Annotated in this window: 24 protein-coding genes; 14 read left to right on the top strand and 10 right to left on the bottom strand. The window is 69.2% G+C overall.

Annotation, left to right across the window (positions count from 1 at the left end):
- Positions 1 to 33: 33 nt before the first annotated feature.
- Positions 34 to 1,146, bottom strand: coding sequence for an acyltransferase family protein (locus tag QMG61_RS08715; protein ID WP_283493952.1), 1,113 nt, complete (start codon positions 1,144 to 1,146; stop codon positions 34 to 36).
- Positions 1,147 to 1,175: 29 nt separating this feature from the next.
- Here QMG61_RS08715 and QMG61_RS08710 point away from each other — a divergent pair, with 29 nt between their 5' ends.
- Positions 1,176 to 1,955: an SDR family oxidoreductase gene (locus tag QMG61_RS08710; protein ID WP_283493951.1), complete on the top strand. Its 780-nt coding sequence runs from the start codon at positions 1,176 to 1,178 to the stop codon at positions 1,953 to 1,955.
- Positions 1,956 to 1,973: 18 nt separating this feature from the next.
- Here the strand turns inward: QMG61_RS08710 and QMG61_RS08705 are convergent, their stop codons facing one another.
- Together QMG61_RS08705 and QMG61_RS08700 are read right to left on the bottom strand one after the other, a co-directional pair.
- Positions 1,974 to 3,029: a 2,3-butanediol dehydrogenase gene (locus tag QMG61_RS08705; RefSeq protein ID WP_283493950.1), complete on the bottom strand. Its 1,056-nt coding sequence runs from the start codon at positions 3,027 to 3,029 to the stop codon at positions 1,974 to 1,976.
- Positions 3,030 to 3,124: 95 nt separating this feature from the next.
- Entirely contained in the window at positions 3,125 to 5,056 is a 1,932-nt protein-coding gene (locus tag QMG61_RS08700) for an AMP-binding protein (protein ID WP_283493949.1), read from the bottom strand.
- 89 nt (positions 5,057 to 5,145) lie between these two features.
- Between QMG61_RS08700 and QMG61_RS08695 the strand changes: the two genes are divergently transcribed.
- The 8 genes from QMG61_RS08695 to QMG61_RS08660 are packed head-to-tail and all read left to right on the top strand — an operon-like array spanning position 5,146 to position 12,056.
- Positions 5,146 to 5,844, top strand: coding sequence for a GntR family transcriptional regulator (locus tag QMG61_RS08695; RefSeq protein ID WP_283493948.1), 699 nt, complete (start codon positions 5,146 to 5,148; stop codon positions 5,842 to 5,844).
- A 15-nt stretch (positions 5,845 to 5,859) separates the two neighbouring features.
- Positions 5,860 to 7,413: an MmgE/PrpD family protein gene (locus tag QMG61_RS08690; protein ID WP_283493947.1), complete on the top strand. Its 1,554-nt coding sequence runs from the start codon at positions 5,860 to 5,862 to the stop codon at positions 7,411 to 7,413.
- Entirely contained in the window at positions 7,413 to 8,324 is a 912-nt protein-coding gene (gene prpB, locus QMG61_RS08685) for a methylisocitrate lyase (RefSeq protein WP_283493946.1), read from the top strand. The genes QMG61_RS08690 and prpB overlap by 1 nt, the downstream gene beginning before the upstream one ends.
- 17 nt (positions 8,325 to 8,341) lie before the next feature.
- Complete coding sequence (locus QMG61_RS08680) at positions 8,342 to 9,472, top strand: bifunctional 2-methylcitrate synthase/citrate synthase (protein WP_283493945.1); 1,131 nt, start codon at positions 8,342 to 8,344, stop codon at positions 9,470 to 9,472.
- A gap of 25 nt (positions 9,473 to 9,497) precedes the next feature.
- The gene (locus tag QMG61_RS08675; RefSeq protein ID WP_283493944.1) at positions 9,498 to 10,031 is read left to right on the top strand and encodes a phosphoribosyltransferase; all 534 of its coding nucleotides are present in this window, start codon (positions 9,498 to 9,500) and stop codon (positions 10,029 to 10,031) included.
- Positions 10,028 to 10,747 (top strand): Type 1 glutamine amidotransferase-like domain-containing protein, encoded by a 720-nt coding sequence (locus QMG61_RS08670; RefSeq protein WP_283493943.1) that lies wholly within the window; start codon positions 10,028 to 10,030, stop codon positions 10,745 to 10,747. The genes QMG61_RS08675 and QMG61_RS08670 overlap by 4 nt, the downstream gene beginning before the upstream one ends.
- A gap of 11 nt (positions 10,748 to 10,758) precedes the next feature.
- Positions 10,759 to 11,448, top strand: a complete 690-nt coding sequence (locus QMG61_RS08665; protein WP_283493942.1) for a uracil-DNA glycosylase — start codon at positions 10,759 to 10,761, stop codon at positions 11,446 to 11,448.
- A 29-nt stretch (positions 11,449 to 11,477) separates the two neighbouring features.
- A complete protein-coding gene (locus QMG61_RS08660) occupies positions 11,478 to 12,056 on the top strand; it encodes a GNAT family N-acetyltransferase (RefSeq protein WP_283493941.1) in 579 nt (192 codons plus the stop codon).
- An 89-nt stretch (positions 12,057 to 12,145) separates the two neighbouring features.
- Here the strand turns inward: QMG61_RS08660 and QMG61_RS08655 are convergent, their stop codons facing one another.
- On the bottom strand, positions 12,146 to 12,970 hold the full coding sequence (locus QMG61_RS08655) for an SDR family NAD(P)-dependent oxidoreductase (protein ID WP_283493940.1): 825 nt from the start codon (positions 12,968 to 12,970) through the stop codon (positions 12,146 to 12,148).
- Positions 12,971 to 13,010: 40 nt separating this feature from the next.
- Between QMG61_RS08655 and QMG61_RS08650 the strand changes: the two genes are divergently transcribed.
- Entirely contained in the window at positions 13,011 to 13,373 is a 363-nt protein-coding gene (locus QMG61_RS08650; RefSeq protein WP_283493939.1) for a hypothetical protein, read from the top strand.
- A 7-nt stretch (positions 13,374 to 13,380) separates the two neighbouring features.
- Positions 13,381 to 14,811, top strand: coding sequence for an amidase (locus tag QMG61_RS08645; protein WP_283493938.1), 1,431 nt, complete (start codon positions 13,381 to 13,383; stop codon positions 14,809 to 14,811).
- A gap of 3 nt (positions 14,812 to 14,814) precedes the next feature.
- Here the strand turns inward: QMG61_RS08645 and QMG61_RS08640 are convergent, their stop codons facing one another.
- Positions 14,815 to 16,878 carry an MMPL family transporter gene (locus QMG61_RS08640; protein ID WP_283493937.1) on the bottom strand — a complete coding sequence of 688 codons (2,064 nt, stop codon included), beginning with the start codon at positions 16,876 to 16,878 and terminating at the stop codon, positions 14,815 to 14,817.
- Between the two features lie 62 nt (positions 16,879 to 16,940).
- Here QMG61_RS08640 and QMG61_RS08635 point away from each other — a divergent pair, with 62 nt between their 5' ends.
- From QMG61_RS08635 to QMG61_RS08625, 3 genes are all read left to right on the top strand, one after another.
- Positions 16,941 to 17,492, top strand: coding sequence for a MarR family winged helix-turn-helix transcriptional regulator (locus tag QMG61_RS08635; RefSeq protein WP_283493936.1), 552 nt, complete (start codon positions 16,941 to 16,943; stop codon positions 17,490 to 17,492).
- Positions 17,493 to 17,555: 63 nt separating this feature from the next.
- A complete protein-coding gene (locus QMG61_RS08630; protein ID WP_283493994.1) occupies positions 17,556 to 18,062 on the top strand; it encodes a Fur family transcriptional regulator in 507 nt (168 codons plus the stop codon).
- Complete coding sequence (locus tag QMG61_RS08625) at positions 18,059 to 19,555, top strand: catalase (RefSeq protein ID WP_283493935.1); 1,497 nt, start codon at positions 18,059 to 18,061, stop codon at positions 19,553 to 19,555. Before QMG61_RS08630 ends, QMG61_RS08625 begins: the two co-directional genes overlap by 4 nt.
- A 73-nt stretch (positions 19,556 to 19,628) precedes the next feature.
- Here QMG61_RS08625 and QMG61_RS08620 read toward each other — a convergent pair whose 3' ends face one another.
- The 5 genes from QMG61_RS08620 to QMG61_RS08600 all read right to left on the bottom strand — a co-directional run bounded on the left by QMG61_RS08620 (position 19,629) and on the right by QMG61_RS08600 (position 23,722).
- A complete protein-coding gene (locus QMG61_RS08620; protein ID WP_283493934.1) occupies positions 19,629 to 20,042 on the bottom strand; it encodes a DUF302 domain-containing protein in 414 nt (137 codons plus the stop codon).
- A 117-nt stretch (positions 20,043 to 20,159) separates the two neighbouring features.
- Positions 20,160 to 21,002, bottom strand: a complete 843-nt coding sequence (locus QMG61_RS08615; RefSeq protein WP_283493933.1) for an SDR family NAD(P)-dependent oxidoreductase — start codon at positions 21,000 to 21,002, stop codon at positions 20,160 to 20,162.
- Entirely contained in the window at positions 20,999 to 21,373 is a 375-nt protein-coding gene (locus tag QMG61_RS08610) for a Fe-S oxidoreductase (protein ID WP_283493932.1), read from the bottom strand. The genes QMG61_RS08615 and QMG61_RS08610 overlap by 4 nt, the downstream gene beginning before the upstream one ends.
- A 61-nt stretch (positions 21,374 to 21,434) precedes the next feature.
- Positions 21,435 to 22,889: a dihydrolipoyl dehydrogenase family protein gene (locus tag QMG61_RS08605; RefSeq protein ID WP_283493931.1), complete on the bottom strand. Its 1,455-nt coding sequence runs from the start codon at positions 22,887 to 22,889 to the stop codon at positions 21,435 to 21,437.
- 26 nt (positions 22,890 to 22,915) lie between these two features.
- Positions 22,916 to 23,722 (bottom strand): crotonase/enoyl-CoA hydratase family protein, encoded by an 807-nt coding sequence (locus QMG61_RS08600; RefSeq protein ID WP_283493930.1) that lies wholly within the window; start codon positions 23,720 to 23,722, stop codon positions 22,916 to 22,918.
- Between the last annotated feature and the right edge of the window lie 38 nt (positions 23,723 to 23,760).

The following is a 23,760-nucleotide window of genomic DNA, read 5'->3' as shown; positions in this document are numbered from 1 at the left end:
TGAAACACGGCGTCACACGCGGCGCCGGCCCGGTCAGTCCTTTTCCGCCGGCGGGTCCAACGGCGGCAGCACGATGGTTCCGGTGTGGGTGGACTCGTGTTTGCGGAACAACCAGCGCGCCCGAGGTTCGATGATCGGCCGGAACACGCGCCTGACGAGCGGAAGCGACAGGAACACGCTGATCGCCACGCTGAGCAGCAGCAGCGCCGGCAGTACCCAGGCGGGCTGCGGTCCGCCGAGCACGCCGGATTCGCGGAGCGGGAACAACACGAAACTGTGCAGCATGTAGATGTACATCGTGGCCGACCCCAGCGCGGTGAACCAGGTGGTGCGGCGCGGCACGAGCACGAGGAACGCGATGATCAGGGCGAACGCCAGGAACATCAGGCCGAGGCGGATGCCGCCGGCCCAGAGCTGGTCGTAGCCGAACGTCGGGTAGGCGGCGCTGTAGAGCAGGAACTGACGGATCTGCAGGGTGCGCAGGGCCTCGATGTTCAGTGCGATCGTGCCCAGGAGCGCCGAAAACAGGGTCAGCGCGCCGATCCGCCAGCGCCATGCCTCACCGACACCGAGCGCGAGCCAGCGGGCGGTGAGCTTCCACTGGCGCAGCTTCCAGCCGAAGACGAAGAACGGGAGCAGGCCCAGGGTTCGGGAGAGGGAGAAGGTGCCGTCGATCGACGCGATGTAGCCGGCCCCGATCGAGATCAGGATGCTGATCAGTAACGGGTAGCGCAGCAGCACCATGAACGGCAGGATGAGGCGCCAGACGAGCAGGGCGATCAGGAACCACAGCGTCCATGAGGCGCTGGAGTAGTCGAGGGTGAAATCGCCGCCGAGCAGCCAGTGCAGAAGGGTCCAGATCGTCTCGAATACGACGTAGGGGAACACGATGTCGGTGAGCAGCCGGTGCAGCTGCCGTGTGCCAGGGGGGCCGGAGCGGGCGAAGTAGCCGCTGACCGCGACGAACAGCGGCACGTGGAAGGCGTAGATGAACAGGTAGGCCTCGTAGGCGAGGTCCGACCCGTGGATGAGTTTGAGGATCGCGTGCCCCATCACCACGAGCGTGACGGCGATCCAGCGAGCGTTGTCCCAGAGGGGGACTCGTCGCTTCTTCTGATGGGGCCTGCCGGCGACTCGTGCACTCATTGGACCCATTGTCCCAGCAGAATGGGGGAATGGGTACAAGAAGAGTTGTCGTGACCGGTGCCAGCTCAGGAATCGGGGCCGCCACGGTGCGCCTGTTCCGCGAAAAAGGGTGGGACGTGGTCGGTGTCGCCCGCCGGGCCGACCGGCTGGCCGCGCTCGCCGCGGAGACCGGTGCCACGGTATTCACGGCGGACCTGACGAGCCAGGCCGACGTCGATGCACTCCGGGATTTCCTGGCGGAGTCGGGGCCGGTGCACGCGCTGGTCAACAACGCGGGCGGCGCGCTCGGGCTCGACAGCGTCGAGAACTCCTCGATCGAGGACTGGGCCTGGATGTTCGAGATCAACGTACTCGCGGTCAAGCGAGTCACCAGCGCCGTGCTGCCGCTGCTCCGGGCGGCGATCCGCACGGATGGGGGTTCCGCGGACATCGTCACGGTCACCTCGATCGCCGGGCACGTCGCCTACCTCGGCGGTGGCGGCTATAACGCGGCGAAGTTCGCCGCGCACGCCCTGATGGAGGTGCTGCGCCTCGAACTCAACGGCGAGCCGATCCGGGTGATCGAGGTCGCCCCCGGGATGGTCAAGACCGACGAATTCGGCCTGGTCCGATTCGGTGGTGACGCGGAGAAGGCCGCGGCCGCCTATGCCGGGGTGCCGAATCCGCTCGTCGCGGAGGACATCGCGGAGACGATCGTGTCGAGCGTCGAACGCCCGCCGCACGTGAACCTGGACCTGATCACGATCAAGCCGGTCGCCCAGGCGGCCCCGACGCGGGTCGCGCGGGGGCCGCTGGCGCCCAAAGACTGACGCGTGCGTGGCTGATGCCTACGGGTGAACCAGAATTTTCACCGCGGTGTCGTTGTGGTTCACCAGGGTGTCGAACCCTTCGGAGACCAGATTCTCCAGGGCGATCCGACCGGTGATGAACGGCTTGAGGTCGATCTTGCCGGACCGCACCAGGTCGATGGTGTCCTCGTGGTCCCGCACGTAGGCGATCGTGCCGCGCAGGTCGATCTCCTTCAGCACGATCTTCTGCATGTCGACGGTGGCCGGGTGTCCCCAGATGGAGACGTTGACGAGCACCCCGGCCGGGCGCAGAGCGTCGAGCATCGCGTCGAGCACCGCGTTGACGCCTGCGCATTCGAATGCGACATCCGTGCCGATGCCCCCGGTGATCTCGAGTACGCGGGCCTTGAGGTCCTCGCTCGTCGGGTCGATGACGTAGTCGGCGACGCCGCTGGAGCGAGCCTTTTCCTTGCGGGCAGCGCTGAGCTCGGACACGATCGTGGTCACGCCGATGCTCTTGAGAATTGCGGCCGTCAGGAGCCCGATGGGTCCCGCGCCGCCGACGATGGCGACGTCTCCGGCCTTCGCCCCACTCCGGACCACCGCGTGGTGCGCGACGGAGAGCGGTTCGATCAGGGCGGCCTCGTCGAGAGGGATGTCACCGATCGGGTGAACCCAACGCTGGTCGACGACGACCTTCTCGCTCAGGCCGCCACCGCCGCCGGCGAGGCCGATGAAGCCCATCTTTTCGCACAGGTGGTAATTTCCGGCCTTGCAGGGCGGACATTCGCCGCAGACGAAGTACGGTTCGACGACCACGTTGTCCCCGACGTGGAGTCCTTCGACGCCGTCGCCGACCTCCTCGATGGTTCCGGAGAACTCATGGCCGAGAGTGACGGGGAGCGATTCGTGGGAGAGCGGATGCGGGTGGCCCGGCGCCGAGATGAAGATGGGGCCCTCGAGGTACTCGTGCAGGTCGGTGCCGCAGATGCCGCACCAGGCAACGGCGATCTTCACCGTTCCGCTGCGGGTTTCCGGCTCATCGATGTTCTCAATCCGGACGTCCTTCTGGCCGTGGAAACGTGCTGCTTTCATCGGAATCTCCTGCTTCTTGACATGGGCTCGACACGGGCTTAGGCCCGGTCCTCTGGTCCGCCCATGAGGCTACTCCCCCCGGCTGGGGGCAGGGCTCAGTCCTGCTGGGTGCCGTGCACGGCGAACTTCAACGCCTCGAGGGTGGCCGGGTCCTCGATGGTGGGCGGCACGGTGTACGGCTCGCCGTCGACGATCTGCCGGATCGTCTTGCGCAGGATCTTGCCGGAGCGGGTCTTCGGCAGCCGGTCGAGGACGGTCACGTCCCGGAACGCCGCGACGGGACCGACGTGCTCGCGCACCAGACCGACGAGCTCCTTCGCAAGGGTGTCGTGGTCAATCGACGCGCCGGCCTTGAGCGTGACGAAACCGGCCGCGCGCTGGCCCTTGAGCGCGTCGTGTACGCCGAGCACGGCGCACTCGGCGACCGCCGGATGCATGGTGAGCACCTCCTCGAGCGAGCCGGTGGACAGGCGGTGGCCCGCCACGTTGATCACGTCATCGGTGCGGCCCATCACGTAGAGGTAGCCGTCGTCGTCGAAGTGGCCGGAGTCCCCGGTGGCGTAGAAACCGGGGAAGGCCGCCAGATACGCGCTGGCGAAGCGCTCGGCGCTTCCCCAGATGCCGAGCAGGTTGCCGGGCGGCAGCGGCAGCCGGATGGCGATATTCCCGTCCTTGCCGACCCGGGTGACCGGCCGTCCCTTCGAGTCGAGAATGACGACGTCGTAGCCGGGCACGGGGAAGGTGGCCGAACCCGGTTTGGTCTCGAGCTCGGCGATGCCGCGGGGGTTGGCGCAGATCGCCCAGCCGGTCTCGGTCTGCCACCAGTGGTCGACGACCGGGCAATGCAGGCCGTCGTTGGCCCAGTGGTAGGTCTCCGGGTCGAGGCGTTCCCCGGCCAGGAACAGTCCGTGCAGGCTGGAGACGTCGTACTTCTCGAGTTCGTGCAGCTCCGGGTCGACCCGGCGGATTGCACGGATGGCGGTCGGTGCGGTGAAGAGCACCTTCACCCGGTAGTCCTCGACGACGCGCCAGAACGCGCCCGCATCCGGGGTTCCGATCGGTTTGCCCTCGTAGATGACGGTGGTCGCCCCGACCAGGAGCGGGGCATAGACGATGTAGGAGTGGCCGACCACCCAGCCGACGTCGGATGCGGCCCAGAACACGTCGCCGACGCCGGCCGCGTAGATGTTGCGCATCGACCAGGCCAGGGCGACGGCGTGGCCGCCGTTGTCTCGCACGATTCCCTTCGGATTCCCGGTCGTGCCCGAGGTGTAGAGAATGTACAGCGGGTCCTCGGATCGGAGGGCCACCGGCTCGGCCGGCTCGGCCTTCCGCTCCTCCTCCGCCCAATCCAGCCAGGCGACGCCGTCGGCCCCGGCGTAGTCGGCGGCGCTGCCCGGGATCAGCTCCCTGGCCTGCACGATCACGGTCCGCACCGATCCCGCGCTCTGGGCCATGGCCCGCTCCACCAGCGGCAGATACGCGACCGCCCGGCCCGGCTCCAGACCGCCGGATGCCGTCACGATCACGGTCGGCCGGGCGTCGTCGATGCGCACGGCCAGCTCGCTGGCCGCGAAGCCGCCGAAGACGACGGAGTGGATGGCGCCGATCCGGGCGCAGGCGAGCATCGCGACGATGGCCTCGGGGATCATCGGCAGGTAGACGATCACCCGGTCACCCTTGACGACCCCGTTGTCCCTGAGCACACCCGCGAAGCGTGACACCCGACCGAGGAGGTCGAGGTAGCTGATCCTGGTGCGCGTGCCCGACATCGCGGAATCGTAGATCACGGCCGTCTGATCACCACGCCCGGCGAGGACATGACGGTCGAGGGCGTTGAAGCTCGTATTCAGCTCGCCGTCGGGGAACCAGGTCCAGGCGCCGGGGGAGCGTTCCTCCAGGGCGACGCTGGGTGGCGTGATCCAGTCGATGGCGCCTGCGGCCTCGAGCCAGAATTCGGCGCGAGTGCCCGCATCGATGCTCCGCTGCCAGGTCTGGTGATAACCGGCGGTCGAGTCGCTTGTCATGTGTGAACCTCCCCATTGAAGCTCCTATGTATACATAGAATGCTCGAAGTCTTGCACGAAACCCCCTCAAAGGGAATAACATGGGGTCTGTGTATACAGAAACCCCAACGGCGGGACCCGCCGCCCCGCTGCGCGCCGGCGAGCGCGCCTACCGCCAGCTGCGCGGTGAGATCCTCGACGGGATTCTGCCGCCGGGGACCGGGCTGCTCGAGATCGAGCAATCGGCCCGGATCGGGGTCTCCCGTACGCCGCTGCGGGCAGCGATCGCCCGACTGATCGCCGACGGCCTCGTGGCCGGCCGCCCCGGACGGGGCTTCATAGTCACCGAGATGAACGTCGACAGCATCCGCGAGCTCTACGAGGTGCGCAGGGCGCTCGAGGAGCACGCCGCCAGAATCGCGGCCGACCGCCGGGACCCCGCGGTCTTCCTGGCCCTCCGAGACCAGTTCCTCGCCGCCCCCGCGCTGCTCGCGCAGGGCGAGACGGGCCTGCACCGTTACTACGACCTGATCGACGAATTCGACGATGCGGTCGCCGCCGCCGTCGCCAACCCCTTCCTGGTCGGAGCGTTGGCCACCGTGCGCACCCACCTGGCTCGCATCCGTCGTCTGGCCAGGGGCAACCCCGACCGGCTGCGCTCCGCGGCGGCCGAGCACCTGCTCATCATCGACGCGATCATCGCCGGCGACACCTCGCTCGCGGCGCACGCCACCCACGTCCACCTCCAGCAGAGCCTCACGAACGTCCTCGCGGCGATCCAGGGGCAGCCGACCGGCCCGGTCGCCTAACCGAAAGGAACCACCGTGCAGCAACATCACGTTCGTGTTCACCGCAGCGACGAAAACCTGGCCCGAACCGATCAGCTCGCCTGGAAGATCGCCGAATGCGCGGCCGACCCGGTGCCGGTCACCGACGAGGTGACCGAGATGATCATCAACCGGGTCATCGACAATGCGGCCGTCGCTGCCGCCTCGCTGACCCGGCGACCCGTGGTCGCCGCGCGGTCGCAGGCGCTGGCCCACCCCCGTTCCTTCAACGGGGTCGGCTCGACCGTGTTCGGTGCACAGCGCTCGAGAAGGGTCTCCCCGGAGTGGGCGGCCTGGGCCAACGGCGTGGCCGTACGCGAACTGGACTACCACGACACGTTCCTCGCCGCCGAGTATTCGCACCCCGGCGACAACATCCCGCCGGTCGTCGCCGTGGCCCAGCACCTCGCCATGTCCAGGGGCCTGACCGGGCGCGACCTCGTGCGCGGGATCGCCACCGGGTATGAGGTGCAGATCGACCTGGTCAAGGCGATCAGCCTGCACGCCCACAAGATCGACCACGTCGCCCACCTCGGCCCGTCGGCCGCCGCCGGGATCGGCACCCTGCTCGGCCTCGACCCGGCCACGATCTTCCAGTCCGTCGGGCAGGCGCTGCACACGACAACGGCGACCCGGCAGTCCCGCAAGGGTGAGATCTCCAGCTGGAAGGCCTACGCGCCGGCCTTCGCCGGCAAGATGGCCGTCGAGGCGGTCGACCGGGCGATGCGCGGCGAAACCAGCCCGACGCCGATCTACGAGGGCGAAGACGGCGTGATCGCGTGGCTGCTCGATGGTCCGGGTGCCGCCTACGACGTGTCCCTGCCGGAGGCCGGCGAGGCGAAGCGGGCGATCCTGGACAGCTACACCAAGGAGCATTCGGCCGAATACCAGGCCCAGGCGCTGATCGACCTCGCCCGCAAACTTCACCGCGAGCACCCTGCCCTTCGACAGGCTCAGGGACCGGACGGCAGGGACATCGTGGAGTCCATCGTCATCCACACCAGTCACCACACCCACAACGTGATCGGATCAGGGGCGAACGACCCGCAGAAATACGACCCGACCGCCAGTCGGGAGACCCTCGACCACTCGATCCCCTACATCTTCACGGTGGCTCTGCAGGACGGCAGCTGGCACCACGTCGACTCCTACCGGCCCGAGCGCGCCGGTCGCGCCGACACGGTCGCGCTGTGGAACCGGGTGAGAACGACGGAGGACCCAGAGTGGACCCGGCGCTACCACTCGCTCGACCCGGCAGAGCAGGCCTTCGGCGGCCGGGTGGAGATCCTGCTCGCCGACGGCACCCGGATCGTGGACGAGCTCGCGGTCGCCGACGCACACCCGCTCGGCGCCAAGCCGTTCGGCCGCGCCGAGTACATCAATAAGTTCCGTGTGCTCGCCGCCGATGTGCTCGAGGAGGGTGAGATCGTGCGCTTCCTCAGCGCCGCCCAGCGCCTCCCCAGCCTGGCCGCCGAGGAACTCGGCGAGCTCACGATCGTGGCCGCCAACGGCCTGCTCACCTCACTCCCCACCCCGGTCGGAATCTTCTGATGCTGTACTCCAGCGTTACTCCGGCCCAGAAGCGCGCCGAGCTCAGGGCGGCGCTCGCCGGTGGACGACTGCTTCGCTTCCCCGGCGCATTCAACCCGCTCTCGGCCCGCCTGATCGGGGCCAAGGGCTTCGAGGGCGTGTACATCTCAGGGGCGGTGCTCTCGGCTGACCTGGGCCTGCCTGACATCGGACTGACCACCCTCACCGAGGTCGCCGGGCGCAGCCAGCAGATCGCCCGGATGACCGACCTCCCCGCCATCGTCGACGCCGACACCGGTTTCGGCGAACCGATGAACGTGGCGCGCACCATCCAGACCCTCGAAGACGCGGGCCTGGCCGGGATGCACATCGAGGACCAGGTCAACCCGAAACGGTGCGGGCACCTCGACGGCAAGCAGGTCGTCGACTTCGACACTGCCGCCAAGCGAATCCGGGCGGCGGTGGATGCCCGCCGGGACCCGAACTTTCTCGTCATGGCGCGCACCGACATCCGAGCGGTCGACGGGCTGGCCGCCGCGGTCGACCGGGCGAAGGGACTCGTCGACGCGGGCGCGGACGCGATCTTCCCCGAGGCGATGGCGTCGCTGGCCGAGTTCGCCGCGATCCGGGCCGCCGTGGACGTGCCGATCCTGGCGAACATGACCGAATTCGGCAAGGGCGAGCTCTTCACCGTGCAGCAGCTCGCCGACGTGGGGATGAACATCGTCATCTTCCCGGTCTCGCTCCTGCGCCTGGCGATGGGCGCGGCCGAGCGCGGCCTCGATACCATCGAGGCGGAAGGATCGTTGACGTCCCTCCTGCCGGAGATGCAGCACCGGGCGGAACTGTACGATCTGCTCGACTATCCGGCATACAGCCACTTCGACTCCGGGGTGTTCAACTTCACCCTCAACCCGCATCTCCCCTCGTAGAAACGCAAAGGAGCGTCATGACTCAGAACGAACCGACGGTTTTCAAGGGCCTCGCGGGTGTCGTCGTCGACAGGACGGCCGTCTCCAAGGTCAACCCCGACTCCAACTCGCTGCTCTACCGCGGCTACCCCGTGCAGGAGCTCGCCTCGCAGCGCAGCTTCGAGGAGGTCGCCTACCTGCTCTGGAACGGGGAGCTGCCGACGGACACCGAACTGGCCGCCTTCGAGGAGCAGGAGCGATCGCTGCGGCACCTCGCACCGGCCGTGCGCCGGGTCATCGACGAGCTGCCGATGACGGCTCACCCGATGGATGTCGTGCGCACCGCTGTGAGCCTGATCGGCGCCAACGACCCCCAGGTCGACGACCCGTCGCCGGAAGCCAACCGGGCCAAGGGCCTGCGCCTGTGGGCGCAGATGCCGTCGATCGTCGCGTACGACCAGCGCCGCCGCCACGGGCTGGACCCGGTCGAACCCCGCGACGACCTCGGCTACTCGGCGAACTTCCTGTTCATGACCTTCGGCGAGGTGCCCGAGCTCGTCGTCGTCGAGGCCTTCGACGTGTCGATGATCATGTACGCCGAGCATTCCTTCAACGCGTCCACCTTCACCGCGCGCGTGATCACCTCAACGATGTCGGACTACCACTCCGCCGTGACCGGTGCGATCGGCGCCCTGAAGGGTCCACTGCACGGCGGCGCGAACGAGGCCGTCATGCACATCTTCGACGAGATCGGCGCGGGCCAGGGTGCCGGCGGGCGGGCCGAAACCTGGCTGAAGCAGACCCTCGACGCCAAGCACAAGGTGATGGGATTCGGGCACCGGGTCTACAAGCACGGCGATTCCCGGGTGCCGACCATGTACACGGCCCTGCTCACGCTGATCGAACACTACGACCGGCCCGACCTGCTCGACCTCTACGAATCGCTCGCCGCGGCGATGACGGCGCGCACGGGCATCCTGCCCAACCTGGACTACCCGTCGGGCCCGGCCTACCACCTGATGGGATTCGACACCCTCACCTTCACGCCGCTCTTCGTCGCGGCCCGGCTCACCGGCTGGACGGCTCACATCATCGAACAGACCGCGGAGAATGCGCTCATCCGGCCACTGTCGCTCTACAACGGTCACGAGGAGCGGCACCTTCCGTGACCGTCTCGTGACCTAGCATTGATGAATGGCATTCGACGCGCATGACGCAGGCACAGACCTGACCGGGATTCAACGAGAAGTCCTCGAATGGGATGTCTTCGCCGACGCGGCCCGCACGCTGGCCGCGTCGGTTTTGGCCAGCGGCTACCAGACGGATGTCGTGATTGCCATCGCCCGCGGCGGGCTGTTGCTCGCCGGGGCCATGTCCTACGCGCTGGGCACCAAGAACTGCGGCAGCATCAACGTGCAGTTCTACACCGGCATCGACGAGCGGCTGCCGGAGCCCGTGTTGTCCGGGCCGATGCTCGACGCCCCGGCGCTCGCCGGGCTGCGCGTTCTCCTGGTCGACGACGTCTCCGATTCCGGGCACACCCTCGCCCTCGTCGTCGCCCTGCTGCGCGACTCCGCCGCCGAGGTGCGCACCGCCACCCTGTACACCAAGCCGAGAACGGTGCTCGTGCCCGACTACACCTGGCGGGAGACCGACCGCTGGATCGTGTTCCCGTGGTCGTCGTTGCCGCTGGTTGTCGCCGCCGAAGCCATGGAGGTGAGCGCGTGAGCGTGCACCTGGTCGGCGGCGGCTGGACTCCCGCCCACGACGCGGCCGTCTACGGGCCGTTCCTGGTCGAAGCGACTGCGCGCGGCGTGGCCCAGGGCCGCACCGCGCCCCTGATCGCGATCATCGCCGTGCGCGAGGCCGACGGCCCGGAACACGCGGCGAACCTCGTCGCCGCGATCGGCGCCGCCGGGGAACTCGAACCGAGGATCACCACCCTCGCCCACGGCGAACTCGCCGGGCTGCTCGCGGTCTCCGAGGTCGACGGCATCGTCATCGGTGGCGGGCTCACCCCCGCCTATCTCGCCGCGGTCGCGCCGATCGCCGGCGAGATCCGCCGCCAGGTGGCCGCGGGCATTCCCTACCTCGGCTTTTCCGCCGGTGCCATGATCGCGGCCGAACGCGCCCTGATCGGTGGCTGGCGGATGGGCGGGGTCGAGGTGACCACCCAGGATGCCGCCGAAGGCCTCGACGAGATCACGATCGAACCGGGCATCGGGCTCCTCGACGTCACCGTCGAGGTGCATGCGGCGCAATGGGGAACGCTCTCCCGGCTGGTCGCGGCCACCGAGGCCGGCCTGATCGATGGCGGACTGGCGATCGACGAGAGCACGGCCCTGATCGTCGGCGTCGGAGCGCTCGGCGTCGTCGGGGCCGGCAGCGTGTGGAGGGTCAGCCAGGCCGACGGCGGGGTGCTCGTCAGCACCTTCGGCGCCTGAGCGGACCGCGGGTGCCCCCGACCAGCCTGGAGACGCTCGCCCTGTCCGGGGCGATCGACCAGGGCTGGGCCCTCGCGCTCGAACCGGTGTCGGCCGAGATCGACCAGATGGACCGGTTCCTCCGCGCGGAAACGGCGGCGGGACGCCCCTGGCTGCCTCCGGTCGACACGATCTTCCGCGCCTTCCGGGACCCCTTCGACGCCGTGTCCGTGCTCATTCTCGGCCAGGACCCGTATCCGACTCCCGGGCATCCGATCGGCCTGGCCTTCGCGGTGGAGCGACACGTGCGCCCGCTGCCGCGCAGCCTCCAGAACATCGCCGCGGAGCTGCGGGGCGACATCGAGGTGACGGCCGGAAACGGCGATCTATCGAAATGGGCCGACCAGGGGGTGCTGCTGCTGAACCGGGTGCTGACGGTTCAGGAAGGCGTGACCGGTTCGCACCGGCGCCGGGGCTGGGAGGCAGTGACCGAGCAGGCCATCCGCGCCCTCGTCGCACGGGGGCGTCCGTTGGTCGCGATCCTGTGGGGGCGGGACGCGGCGAAGGTGCGCCCCCTGCTCGGTGACACGCCCGTGATCGAGTCGGCGCATCCCAGCCCGCTGTCCGCGCGCCGGGGCTTCTTCGGATCCCGGCCGTTCAGCCGCGCGAACGACATGCTCCTCGCGGCGGGGGCGGCTCCCGTCGACTGGTCGCTCGGGTAATCTGGAAGCTTCCGGGTGAGGAGTTACACGTGCTTGAAGAGGAATACCAGCCGCGTCGACAGCTGCCCAGACACCTCCGGCCGCAGCCGGCACCCGAGGCGCCGTTCGAATACGCGATGCGTGAGGCCCAGATCACGGATCTGCCGTACATCCGCGAGATCTACAACTACTACGTCGCCAACAGCACGGTGACCTTCGACGTCGACCCGATGACCCTCGCCGCGTGGCGGAGCAAGTTCTACTACCTCGGCAAGCTCGGGATGCCGTTCGTCGTCGCCGTCTCGCCGGCCGGCCAGATCCTCGGCTACGCGCTGGTCAGCCCCTGGAAAGAGAAGCGGGCCTACCGCTTCACGGTCGAGAACTCGATCTACCTCGGCGCGGCCTCGACCGGCAAGGGCCTCGGCCGGGTGCTGCTGGGCGAACTGATCACCCGGTCGAAGGCAGCCGGCCTCAAGGAGATCATCGCGGTGATCGCCGACCAGGGCGCGGATGCCTCGGTCAAGCTGCACCGCGACTTCGGCTTTGAGGAAATCGGCCGGATGGGCAAGGTCGGTTTCAAGTTCGACCGGTGGCTCGGCACCGTGCTGATGCAGAAGAGCCTCAAGTAGCGCGTTGCCGCGCCGGTTTCGGCAGCGCGCGCCCGCGGGCGCGGGCGCGGCCTGCGGATTGGGGCGCGGCGACCAGCGACCGGGGGAGGTCAGGCGGTCGGACCGGAACGGTTCATCCGGCCCACGGCGTTGACGACGGCGCGGTGGGGGAGCCGACCGGCCACTCCGGCGAGCACCGTGTTGCGCAGGCCGCTCACGGCGTGCGGCGGGGTGGACGCCCGGTCGAGGGCCGCGAACGTCGTACGCATGACCTCGGCGACAGTGAGCAGGGCACGGCGAGAGTCGGGCCTGCGCCCGGCGACCTCGAAGAACTCGGTGTCGACCGCGCCGGGGCAGATCGCCGTCACCTTGAGGCCGGAAGCGCGGGTTTCGTACCAGAGCGCTTCCGTGAAGCTGAGCACGTAGGCCTTCGTCGCACCGTAGACCGCCATCCCGGGAACCGGTTGGAACGCAGCGGTGCTCGCGAGGTTCACCAGTGCCGCGCTGGCCGGCTGTGCCCGGCTGGTGTGGAGCAGGTCGGGCAGCAGCGCGCGAGTGAGCGCGGTCAGGGCCGCCACGTTGAGCGAGACCTCCTCGGCCAGCCGGGCCGGGTCGGCGTCGACCAGGTCGCCGGAGGTGGCGAAGCCGGCGTTGTTGACGAGCGTGCCGATGGTGATGTCGCGGGAGTGCAGGTCGTTGACCAGCTCGGCGACGCCGCCAGGGGCGGCCAGGTCGAGGGGGATCACCGTCGACACGGTGCCGTACTTCTCGGCCAGCTCGACGGCGAGTCCCTCGAGCCGCTCCTGGCGCCGGGCGGTGAGGACGAGATCGGCCCCGCGCTGGGCGAGTTCCCGCGCGTATCCGGCGCCCAGACCGCTCGATGCCCCCGTGACCAGGGCGACGGTGCCGATCGGGTTGAACACTCTGTTTCTCATTGTTTCAGGCTAGCGCCGTCGGCCCGCGTAAAGTCGAGGGATGACCGATGCTCCCCTCGACCTGCCCGAGCGACACACGGTCCTGCGCTCCTTCGCCGGCCACCTCGACGCCGCCCCGACCGCCGTCTACCCCCGGCTCCTCCGTGCGCTCGAGCCGCGCGCCGGTGCCGGCGCCGGTGGCCGGTTCCTCAGTGACCCCGCCCAGCGCCTGATCGTGGTGCAGCGTGGCTGGTGGTATCGCGGAGAGTACCGGGTGCTCGCGGAGAATTCCGGCTCGGTCGTGCAGTACGAGATCATCAACGTTGCCCAGGTCGCACACTGGGCCGGCACCTGGGCGGCGCGATCCGTGCTCACGGCTGCCCCGCGCGCGTTCCAGGCGCTCCTGACCGGGCTTGGCGCCTGAGCCGAGCATGGCCGAACCCCACGAACTGACCGCGCTCGAACAGTGGCAGGCGCTGCAGCGCGGCGAGCTCGGCCCCGCCGAGCTGACCGAGCACTACCTGGCCCGCATCGACGCGGCCAACCCCGCCCTCGGCGCGTTCGTCACCGTCACCGCGGACGCGGCCCGGGCTCGCGCCCGTCTCGTCGAACAACGAGTGCCGCGCACGGCACCGCTCTGGGGGCTTCCGTTCGCCGACAAGGATCTCCAGCTTCGTGCCGGGGTACCGGCCCGCTTCGGCTCACGCCTGATGCGGGACTTCGTTCCGGCGGAGTCCGACGAGCTTGTGCAGGCCATCGACGCGGCCGGAGGAGTGAGCCTCGGCAAGACCAGCACTCCCGAGTTCGGGCTGCCCTCCTACACCGAAAGCCTCGCCGAGCCCCCGGCCCGTAACCCGTGGAACCGGGAACTCGGCGCCGGGGGGTCCAGCGGCGGCGCGGCGGTCGCCGTCGCGGCACGCCTCCTCCCGTTCGCGCCCGGCTCCGACGGGGGCGGATCGATTCGGATACCGGCAGCGGCATGCGGCCTGGTCGGCCTCAAGCCGTCGCGGGGGAGGGTGCCGGCCGCCTCCGGTATCGACAAGCTCGGCGGTCTCAGCGTTGGCGGGCCGCTGGCGAGAACAGTGGCGGATGCCGCGCTGTTGCTGGACGCGATGATCACACCCCGCGGCGGGCATCCGCAGCACCCCTTCACCCTCCGGGCGCCCGGCGACGACGCCCCGTTGCTGGCGGCCGCCGTGCGCGGCGATGGCAGGTTCCAGCTCGGTGTGATGACCACCTCGGCCTGGGACGGCGACTACCCGATCGACCTCGCGCCGGAGGCACGCGCGGCGCTGGACCTCGCGGTCGCCGAGTTCGCCGCCATGGGGCACGGCCTGGAGGAGACGGCGCTGACCCCTGACCCCGGCTATGCGCCCGCCTTCCGCACGATCTGGCAGGCGGGGGCCGCGAGTATCCCGGCCGAGACCGAGGAGCAGCTTGGGCTGCTCGAACCCCTCACCCGGTGGCTCGTCGGCCGCGGTCGTGCGCTCACGGCGCGCAGCCTGGCCGAGGCGCTCTCCACGCTGGCCGCCTACGAGCGTTCCTTCATCGCCCAGCTCTCCCGGTTCGATGCCGTGCTCACGCCGGCGCTCGCGATGACCCCGCGCCCGGTGGGCTGGTACGACCGGGAAGACGGCGAGGCGAACTTCGCCCAGCAGGTGCGCTACACGCCGTTCACGTCGATGGTGAACGTGGCCGGGCTGCCCGCCATCGTGCTGCCGGTGCTGCAGACCGAGCACGGCCTGCCGATGGGGGTGCAGCTGATCGGCCGGCCAGGCGGAGAGGCCACCCTGCTCGCGCTCGGCGCGCAGCTCGAGCGGCGCCTGCTCTGGCAGCACCGGGTGCCGCCGGAGCAGGGCTGACGGTCAGATCCGCGGCGCCTGAGCGGCCGGACGGGACGGCCACCAGAAGCGGTCGCCGGTGATGAAGACCAGCGCCGGCACCACCAGGGTGCGCACGACCAGGGTGTCGAGCAGCACCCCGATGCAGACGATCACGCCGATCTGGGTCAGGGCGACCACGGGAAGCACTCCGAGCACGGCGAAGACCGCGGCGATCAGGATGCCGGCGCTGGTGATGACCGCGCCGGTGGAGGAGAGGGCGCGCACCATCCCCTCCTTCGTGCCATGGCGGTGGGCCTCTTCCCTCGCCCTGGTGGTCAGGAAGATGTTGTAGTCCACCCCGAGCGCCACCAGGAACAGGAACGCGAAGAGCACCACGTTCGTGTTGAAGGCAGGGAAGCCCATCAGGTTCTGGAAGATCGCGTTGGAGGCGCCGAGGCTGGCGAAGAAGGTCGCCAGCACACTCAGGATCAGCAGCACGGGTGCCACCAACGAGCGGAGCAGGATGGCCAGGATGCCGAAGACGATGGCGAGGATCATCGGAATGATCAGGTCCTGATCGGCCTGGGCGCTCGTGCGGTTGTCGAGCGCGGTGGCGTCACTGCCGCCGACGAGCGACTCGGAGACCGTGCCGGTGGCGTCCCCGTAGGCGCCGCGGAGGGCGGTGATGGTGCCGAACGTGTCGTCGCTGCCCGGTTCGCTGGTCAGGGAGAGATTCAACCGCGTGCGGCCGTTCGCGCTCTCGCCCGGCTGAACGGACTCGACCCCGGTCATGGCGGAGGCCAGGGAGGCGGCCTCGCCGGCCGCGGAGTCAGGGGCCAGCACGACGGTCTGGCTGGTCAGGCCGGCCGAGAAGGAAACGTCGACGATCTTCTGGGCCTGCACCGATTCGGGGTTGCCGAGCAACTGGTCGGCCTGGGAGAGGCCGACCGAGGCGCCGAACAGGCCGAGGCTGAGTGCACCGATGCCGACGATCGAGGTGGCAACGACGAGGACCGGCCGGCGAGCGACGCCGCGGCCGAGTCGGGTCCAGAAGCCTGCGCGCTTCGGTTCCAGACCGGCCAGGTAGCGCGGCACGAAGGGCCAGAACAGGCCGCGACCGCAGACCACGAGGGCCGCGGGCAGCACGATCAGGGCGAAGAGGATGGCGACCATGACGCCGATCGCGCAGGCGAAGCCGAGGGCGCGGTTGCCGGAGAGCTCGGCGAAGAGCAGGGTGAACAGGCTGAGCGCCACCGTGCCGCCGCTCGCGGCGATCGCCGGTCCGGCGCTGCGCACGGCGGTGAGCATGGCCGTGTTGCGGTTCTCCACCCTCAGCAGTTCCTCCCGGTAGCGGGCCACGAGCAGCAGGGCGTAGTTCGTGCCGGCCCCGAAGACGAGCACGGATTGGATCCCGGCCACCGACGGGTCGAGAACGATGCCGAACGGGCCGGCGAGGGCGCCGACCACGACCGTGGACAGGCCGTCGGCCACCCCGACCACGACCAGGGGGACGATCCAGAGCACGGGGCTGCGGTAGGTGACGATGAGGAGCACCGCGACGACGATCACGGTGACGAGCAGCAGTCGGAGATCGGCGCCGGCGAAGGCATTGGTGATGTCGGACTGGAACCCGACCGGTCCCGTGACGTAGGCGGTGAGCCCGGTCGGCAGGTCGGCCGAGGCCGACGCCCGGATATCGGTGGCCGTCTTGCCGATATCGGCGGTGGCCTCCTGTGCCTCGAGTGGGACGACGCTGATCGCGGCCCGCTTGTCGTCGCTGAACCGCGGGGTCGTGGCGCGCGGGGCGATCGACTGCTCGCCGAGGGTGGCGGCGCGGTCGGTGATGGCCGTGACATCGGCGGCGGACAGGTCGGCTCCGGTCCTGCTCCAGACCACGATTGCGGAGGTCTGCCTGGCCGACGGGAAGTCAGCGAGAAGCTTGTCGACCTGGGCGGCCTGGCTCGAACTCGGCAGCCCGGAGGTCGGGAAATCCTCTGATTTATCCTGCGGGAGGAGACTGAACATCATCCCGACGGCGATAAACGTGGCGGAAAGAACCAGCCAGGCCGTGCGTCGACCGGTAATGAAGCGCAGGATTGCGATCACAATTTCCTCCAATGAGCCTTATTGCTAAGCATCCTAGCTATGTTTGTACTAGTATGTCTTCTATGGACCAGCGTCGCAACTCAGCCCCCGGTTCCGCGCCGGGCGGCGGGGACTCCGGCGAGACCGGCTTCAATGACATCGGCCTGCCGCGTTCCGGCGGCGTGGGCAATCAGCTGCGCAAGATCGTCACGCTCTCCCGGGACTTCGAGCGCCACGTCGGCGCGGCCCTCGCGGTCAACCCGACCGATCTGTCCGCCATGGAACACCTGATGGTCGCGGGGTCCCTCACGCCGAGCGAGCTCTCCCGGCGACTGGACATCTCCACTGCGGCGACGACCCTCGTCGTGGACCGCCTCGTCACGCTGGGCCACGTTCAGCGGCACCCGCACGCCTCCGACCGCCGCAAGGTCGTCGTCGTTCCGGCCGTCGCGTCGGTGGCTCGGGCCGTCGAGGCACTGATGCCCGTCATCGGCGGTGTCGCGGCGCTCACCCAGGAGCTCTCGCCGGAGGACCGTGCCGTGATCGAGGCCTTCCTGACCCAGGTGGTGGAGATCTACGAGGTCGCGCTGGCGCCCGACGAGGCGCTGGATGCCGGTGGTCAGCCCGCTGCCTAGGTCTTATTTTGAGTAATTCAAAACAAGGACTAGCCTTGGGGGCATGACGGGGCCGAGGTGATGATGACGAGCACCGAGGTCTCCCCTCCCGAGACGACACACCGCCCGGAAGCGCTCGCCGACAGCATCCGGGCCGCCGGACTCCGGGTCACGGCCCCGCGCCTGGCCGTTCTGCTCGCCCTGGCCGAGTCACCGCACTCGACCGCGGACCGGTTGTTCGCGTCGGTGCGCACCGACCTTCCCGGCACGTCGCTGCAGGCCGTCTACGGCGTGCTCGCCGCCTTCACGGCGGCCGGCCTGACCCGCAAGATCGAACCGTCGGGCTCCGCTGCCCTGTTCGAACGCCGGGTCGGCGACAACCACCACCACATCGTCTGCACGCGCTGCGGCACGGTGCGTGACGTCGACTGCGCCGTCGGCGCTGCGCCGTGCCTGACGCCGGAGGACGCCTCCGGCTTCGCCGTGCAGGCCGCCGAGGTCACCTACTGGGGCGTGTGCCCCACCTGCCAGGTCGAGCTGGCCACCACGCTTTCCTCCGCACCCCTGCTGTTGAACAAAGGAGCACGATGACTATCAAGCCAACGACCACCCAGACGGGAACGCCCGTCGCCAGCGACGAGCACTCGCTGACCGTCGGAACCGACGGCGTCACGGCGCTGCACGACCGCTACCTCGTCGAGAAGCTCGCGCAGTTCAACCGCGAGCGCATTCCGGAGCGCATCGTGCACGCCAAGGGCGGCGGGGCGCACGGCACGTTCGAGGTCACCGGTGACGTGTCCGCGTACACCCGCGCCGCGGTCTTCCAGCCCGGCACCACCACCGAGACGTTGCAGCGCTTCTCCAGCGTCGCCGGCGAACAGGGCAGCCCGGACACCTGGCGCGATGTGCGCGGCTTCTCGGTGAAGTTCTACACCTCGGAGGGCAACTACGACATCGTCGGCAACAACACGCCGGTGTTCTTCATTCGCGACGGCATCAAGTTCCCCGACTTCATCCACTCCCAGAAGCGACTGCCGGGTTCCGGTCTGCGCGACGCCACGATGCAGTGGGACTTCTGGACGCTCTCTCCCGAATCCGCGCACCAGGTCACCTATCTGATGGGCGACCGCGGCCTGCCGCGCTCCTGGCGCGAGATGCCGGGCTTCGGCTCGCACACCTACCAGTGGATCAATGCCGAGGGCGAGCGCTTCTGGGTGAAGTATCACTTCACCTCCAACCAGGGCAACATCGAGATGGAGGGCTCGGAAGCCGAGCTCATCGCCGGTGCCGACGCCGACTACTACCGTCGCGACCTGCACGACGCCATCGCGGCCGGCGATTTCCCGTCCTGGGACGTCTCGGTGCAGATCATGCCGTACGAGGATGGCAAGACCTACCGGTTCAACCCGTTCGACCTCACCAAGGTCTGGCCGCACGCCGACTACCCGCTGGTGAAGATCGGCACGCACACCCTCAACCGCAACCCGCAGAACTTCTTCGCGGAGATCGAGCAGGCGGCCTTCTCGCCGGCAAACTTCGTGCCCGGCATCGCGGCGAGCCCGGACAAGATGCTGATGGCGCGCATCTTCTCCTACCCGGACGCACAGCGCTACCGCGTCGGCACCAACTTTGCCGAGCTGCCGGTCAACGCGCCGAAGGCCCCGGTGAACAACTACTCGCAGGATGGCGCGGCGCGACACCACTTCAACGCTCCTGAGGCGCCGAACTACGCTCCGAACTCGCTCGGTGGCCCCGTCGCCGACCCGCTCCTCGCTGCCGAAGGCGGCTGGGAGAACGACGGCGAGCTGCTCCGCGCCGCCGCGACGCTGCGCAGCGAGGACAGCGACTTCGGCCAGGCCGGCACGCTCTACCGCGACGTTTTCGACGACGCGGCCAAGGCTCGCTTCCTGGACACCATCACGGGCGCCATCAGCGGCGTCGAGCGTCCGGAGGTCACCGAGCGTGCCATCGGTTACTGGACCAGCGTCGACGCCGACCTCGGGGCGAAGCTGCGGGCGAACCTTGCGACGTGGGCCGAGGCGGACCTGCTCGCCGAGGCCGCCGCAGGCTACGCCGCCGAGTAGCACTCCGGCTGCCACGGCAGAAACGCCCGGCCTCCGCGGAGGCCGGGCGTTTCTCGTTGCCGGTCGCGCCGGGCTATCGGGGCGTCAGCATGGAGGCCAGGGCGGCCCTCAGTCGGGTGTCCGCGTCCGCTGCGACGTCCTTGATCTCCGGTGCATGGCTCAACTGCACCATGATGGCCGGGTCGATGGCCTGCACCGTCGTCGCGGTCGCGCCGACGGCACGCCGCACGACCACGTTGCAGGGCAGGAGCGCCCCGATGCTGGGGTCGGCGGCAACTGCGCGGCTGGCCAGCACCGGGTTGCAGGCGCCGAGGATGATGTACTCGCCGACCGCTTCCGCCTGTTCGGCCCCGAGCTTCACTGCGAAGGTGGCGTGCAGGTCGATCTCGGTCAGCACCCCGAAGCCCTGTTCGGCCAGGGCGGCCTTGGTCAACTGCACCGCCTCGTCGAATGGAGCATCCATGGTGATGGTGTGTGCGTAGCTCATCGTTCATCTCCTCAGTTGGGATCGTGAAACAGTTGGGATCGTGAAATCAGTTGGGATCGTGAAATCAGTTGGGATCGTGAATTCAGTTGGGATCGTGAAACTGTCGGGCCGGGACGGTCACTCCGGGACGGGCGCCGCCGATTCGTGGGTCATGGCTTCGCTGCGGGCCCAGAGCCCGGCGGCCAGGGCCGGGTCGTACGCCTGCGGGTTCGCCTTCTGCACCACGCGCTTCTCGTAATATTCACCTGAGACCCAGTCGGTGCCGGGCGTTGCCGTGGCCAGCCAGGTGAGGGTGTCCGCGCCCTGCTCCGGCGCCATCAGGAAACGTTTGAGCGGCGTGCGGTAGATGACCCGCATCACGCTCGTCGAGCCGGCGGCGAAGCCGGTTGCGACGACGCCGGGGTGGAATGCGGCGGTGTTGATGCCGCGGTCGTGGAAACGGTGGTGCAGCTCACGGGTGAAGAGGATGTTGGCAAGCTTGGCGTTGCCGTAGGCCCGGTTCGCCGAGTACGAACGTTCGGAATCGAGATCGTCCAGATCGAACTTGCCGAAGACGCTGTTGGCGGCGCTCGACGTGTTGACCACGGTGGCCGAACTCTCGGTGAGCCGGTCGATCAGGAGGGTGGTCAGCAGGAACGGGGCGAGGTGGTTCACCTGGAACGTCTTCTCGTGACCGTCGACGGTCAGTTCCCGGCCGCCCATGATGCCGCCGGCGTTGTTGGCGAGCACATCGATGCGCGGGTAGCGTTCCTGCAGTTCTGCCGCGAGCCCGCGCACCTCGGCCAGCCGGGCGAAGTCGGCCACGAAGAAGTCAACGCCGAGCTCCGCGGCGATCGCCGCCGTCTTGTCGGGGGAGCGCCCCACGATGACGACGTGGGCGCCGTCGTTGCTGAGCTTTCGCGCCGCGGCTGCGCCGATGCCATCGCTGGCGCCGGTGATGATGATGGTTCGCTGGTTCATTTGTGTTCCCCCTGGGCGAGGTAGCCGCCCTTGTCGAGTCCGGCTTCGATTTCGAAGCGGTTGCGGAGTGGATTGCGGCCGGCCACCAGGTAGAGCAGCGGGAAGACCATGCCGAAGCGCTGCCATTGGCGCTTGTGCACGGCCTCATGCTCCAGGATGCGGTCGGAGGCGTTCTGGTTGGTCAGGTAGCAGCCGCCGACGCAGGAGCCGCCGCGCCCGAAGGCCCAGGCCGGCATCCCGCGAAACACGATGAGGCCACCGCGGCGTTCGACCCGGCCGGTGCTCCAGATGGAACCCCAGACGAGGCCGACCAGGGTGGCGTAGAGGTAGCCGGCCTGGCTGATGGGGGAGTCGAAGAGGATGCGGCGCACATCCCCAGCCTAGGCCGGTGTCCCGTCCCGAAGCTGCGTACTCACCGAACCGGACCACGGCCTACGGTCGCCCGTACTCCTCGAGCAGGCGCAGCCAGACCTCGCTCATCGTCGGGTAGCTCGGCACGGCGTGCCACAGCCGGGATATCGGCACCTCGCCGACCACGGCGATCGTCGCCGCGTGCAGCAGCTCGGCAACGTCCTGGCCGACGAACGTGACGCCGACCAGCACCTCCCGGTCGAGATCGACAATCGCTCGGGCCGATCCGGTGTACCCGTCGGAGTGGAGGCTCGACCCGGCGACCCAGCCCAGGTTGTAGTCCAGCACCCGGATGCGGAGTCCGGCCTTCTCCGCGGCGGCCTGGGTCAGCCCGACCGACGCGACCTCCGGATCGCCGAAGGTCACCATCGGAATCGCGGCGTGGTCGGCCGTTGCAACGTGGGTTCCCCACGGTGCGTCGTCGACCGGCCGGCCTGCGGCCCGCGCGGCGATCACGTCGCCCGCGGCCCTGGCCTGGTACTTGCCCTGGTGAGTGAGCAGCGCGCGGTTGTTCACGTCTCCGGTGGCGTAGAGCCACTGCCCGTCGAGCTCTGCGGCGTCTCCCTGAACGAGCATGGTGTCATCGACCGTGAGCCAGTCGTCCGATCTGAGCCCGACCGCCTCGAGTCCGAGGTCGCCGGTCCGGGGCACCCTGCCGGTGGCGACGAGCACTTCCGCGGCGGTGACCGTCGTGCCGTCGTCGAGGGTGAGCACGACCTGGCCGTCCTTGCTGCGGGCCGCGCCGGTTGTGGACACGCCGGTGCGCACGGTGACACCGTTCTCGCGGAGCGAGGCCAGGACGAGGTCGCCCGCAAACGGCTCCATCGCGCCGAGCAGGCCGTGGCGCACGATCATCGTGACGGCCGCCCCGAGCGAGGCGTACGCGGTGGCCATCTCGACCGCGACGACTCCTCCGCCGATGACGGCGAGGTGGGCCGGGATGCTGCGGGCGCTGGTTGCCTCGCGGCTGGTCCACGGCGCCACGTCGGCCAGGCCGGGAATGTCGGGCAGCAGCGCGGCGGACCCGGTGCTCACGACCACGGCGTGGGCGGCGGTCAGCACGGTGCTGGTGCCGTCCTCGTGGGTCACGGTCACCTCGCGCACGCCGCTCAGCCGGGCGTGGCCGCGCTCGAGGGCAATTCCGGTCTTGCCCAGCCAGCTGACCTGGCCGTCGTCAGACCAGTTGCTCGTGAAAGAATCCCGGCGGCGCAACACGGCCGCGATATCCAGTTCGCCGGCGACGGCCTCGGCCGCCCCACCCACCCGTTTGGCGGCGACCACCGCGGCCCCACTCCGGAGCAGCGCCTTCGACGGCATGCAGGCCCAATAGGAGCATTCGCCGCCGACCAGTTCGCTCTCGACGATCACGGTGCGCATCCCGCCCTGCACGGCCCGATCGGCGACGTTCTCACCCACGGCGCCGGCGCCGATCACGATCACGTCGTAGTTGTCGGTGGTGCCTGCTGGTTCGGTCATCGTTGTTCTCCTGATCCGGGGCGTGATCAGCGGCCGATGAAGGTCGCCGGGGTGCGGGTGAGGAACGACTCCATGCCGATCCGGGAATCCTCGGTCGCGGCGAGGCGGGCCAGTGCGGGCTGTAGGCCCGCCGCGGCCTTGGCCTCTCCGTCACGCACGGCGGTGCGGGCGCTGGCCAACGTTGCCTGGATGGCGAGCGGGGCCTGACCGGCGACGCGCTCGGCCAGTTCGAGGGCCCGGTCGAACTGGGTGCCGTCGGGCACGACCTCCTGGACGAGCCCGATCCGGTGGGCTTCGGCGGCGTCGAACATGTCGCCGGTGAGGATCCAGCGCATCGCGTTGCCCCAGCCGGCCGTTCGTGGGAACCGGATGGTGGCCCCACCGAAGGGGAGGATGCCGCGGGCGACCTCGATCTGGCCGAAGCGGGTGGACTCGGCCGCGACCGAGATGTCGCTGGCGAGCATGAGTTCGATGCCGAGGGTGAGGCAGGTGCCCTGCACGGCCATCACGACGGGCTTGGACAGGGTCTGGCCCTCGACCTGCCAGGGGTTGATGCCGCCCTCGGGCACCATGTCGATCCCGTTCGGTCCGAGGCGCGGCCCGATGTCGGCAAGGTCGAGGCCGGCGGTGAAATGGTCGCCGACCGCGTAGACCAGGCCGACACGCAGTTCGGGGTCACGCTCGAGTTCGCCGTAGGCGAGGGCGAGTTGCTGCAACAGCGCCAGGTCGGCCGCGTTGCGCTTGTCGGGGCGGTTGAACCCGATCAGGAACACGTGCCCCCGCCGCTCGGTGATGATCCTCGGCTGGTCGGGAACGGTGTTCTGCAGGTTCACGGATGCCTCCCTTGGCGTCGCGACGCTCGGCGCGTCGT

Source organism: Cryobacterium sp. PH31-AA6, assembly GCF_030063195.1.
Taxonomy (GTDB): Bacteria; Actinomycetota; Actinomycetes; order Actinomycetales; family Microbacteriaceae; genus Cryobacterium.
Note: the sequence above shows the minus strand (reverse complement) of the source record. Positions and strands in the feature narration are given on the sequence as shown.

Coding starts and splice junctions, on each gene's coding strand:
- QMG61_RS08715 (WP_283493952.1), bottom strand. CDS start 1,146: ATGAGTGCACGAGTCGCCGGCAGGCCCCATCAGAAGAAGCGACGAGTC.
- QMG61_RS08710 (WP_283493951.1), top strand. CDS start 1,176: ATGGGTACAAGAAGAGTTGTCGTGACCGGTGCCAGCTCAGGAATCGGG.
- QMG61_RS08705 (WP_283493950.1), bottom strand. CDS start 3,029: ATGAAAGCAGCACGTTTCCACGGCCAGAAGGACGTCCGGATTGAGAAC.
- QMG61_RS08700 (WP_283493949.1), bottom strand. CDS start 5,056: ATGACAAGCGACTCGACCGCCGGTTATCACCAGACCTGGCAGCGGAGC.
- prpB (WP_283493946.1), top strand. CDS start 7,413: ATGCTGTACTCCAGCGTTACTCCGGCCCAGAAGCGCGCCGAGCTCAGG.
- QMG61_RS08680 (WP_283493945.1), top strand. CDS start 8,342: ATGACTCAGAACGAACCGACGGTTTTCAAGGGCCTCGCGGGTGTCGTC.
- QMG61_RS08675 (WP_283493944.1), top strand. CDS start 9,498: ATGGCATTCGACGCGCATGACGCAGGCACAGACCTGACCGGGATTCAA.
- QMG61_RS08655 (WP_283493940.1), bottom strand. CDS start 12,970: ATGAGAAACAGAGTGTTCAACCCGATCGGCACCGTCGCCCTGGTCACG.
- QMG61_RS08650 (WP_283493939.1), top strand. CDS start 13,011: ATGACCGATGCTCCCCTCGACCTGCCCGAGCGACACACGGTCCTGCGC.
- QMG61_RS08645 (WP_283493938.1), top strand. CDS start 13,381: ATGGCCGAACCCCACGAACTGACCGCGCTCGAACAGTGGCAGGCGCTG.
- QMG61_RS08635 (WP_283493936.1), top strand. CDS start 16,941: ATGGACCAGCGTCGCAACTCAGCCCCCGGTTCCGCGCCGGGCGGCGGG.
- QMG61_RS08630 (WP_283493994.1), top strand. CDS start 17,556: ATGACGAGCACCGAGGTCTCCCCTCCCGAGACGACACACCGCCCGGAA.
- QMG61_RS08625 (WP_283493935.1), top strand. CDS start 18,059: ATGACTATCAAGCCAACGACCACCCAGACGGGAACGCCCGTCGCCAGC.
- QMG61_RS08620 (WP_283493934.1), bottom strand. CDS start 20,042: ATGAGCTACGCACACACCATCACCATGGATGCTCCATTCGACGAGGCG.
- QMG61_RS08615 (WP_283493933.1), bottom strand. CDS start 21,002: ATGAACCAGCGAACCATCATCATCACCGGCGCCAGCGATGGCATCGGC.
- QMG61_RS08605 (WP_283493931.1), bottom strand. CDS start 22,889: ATGACCGAACCAGCAGGCACCACCGACAACTACGACGTGATCGTGATC.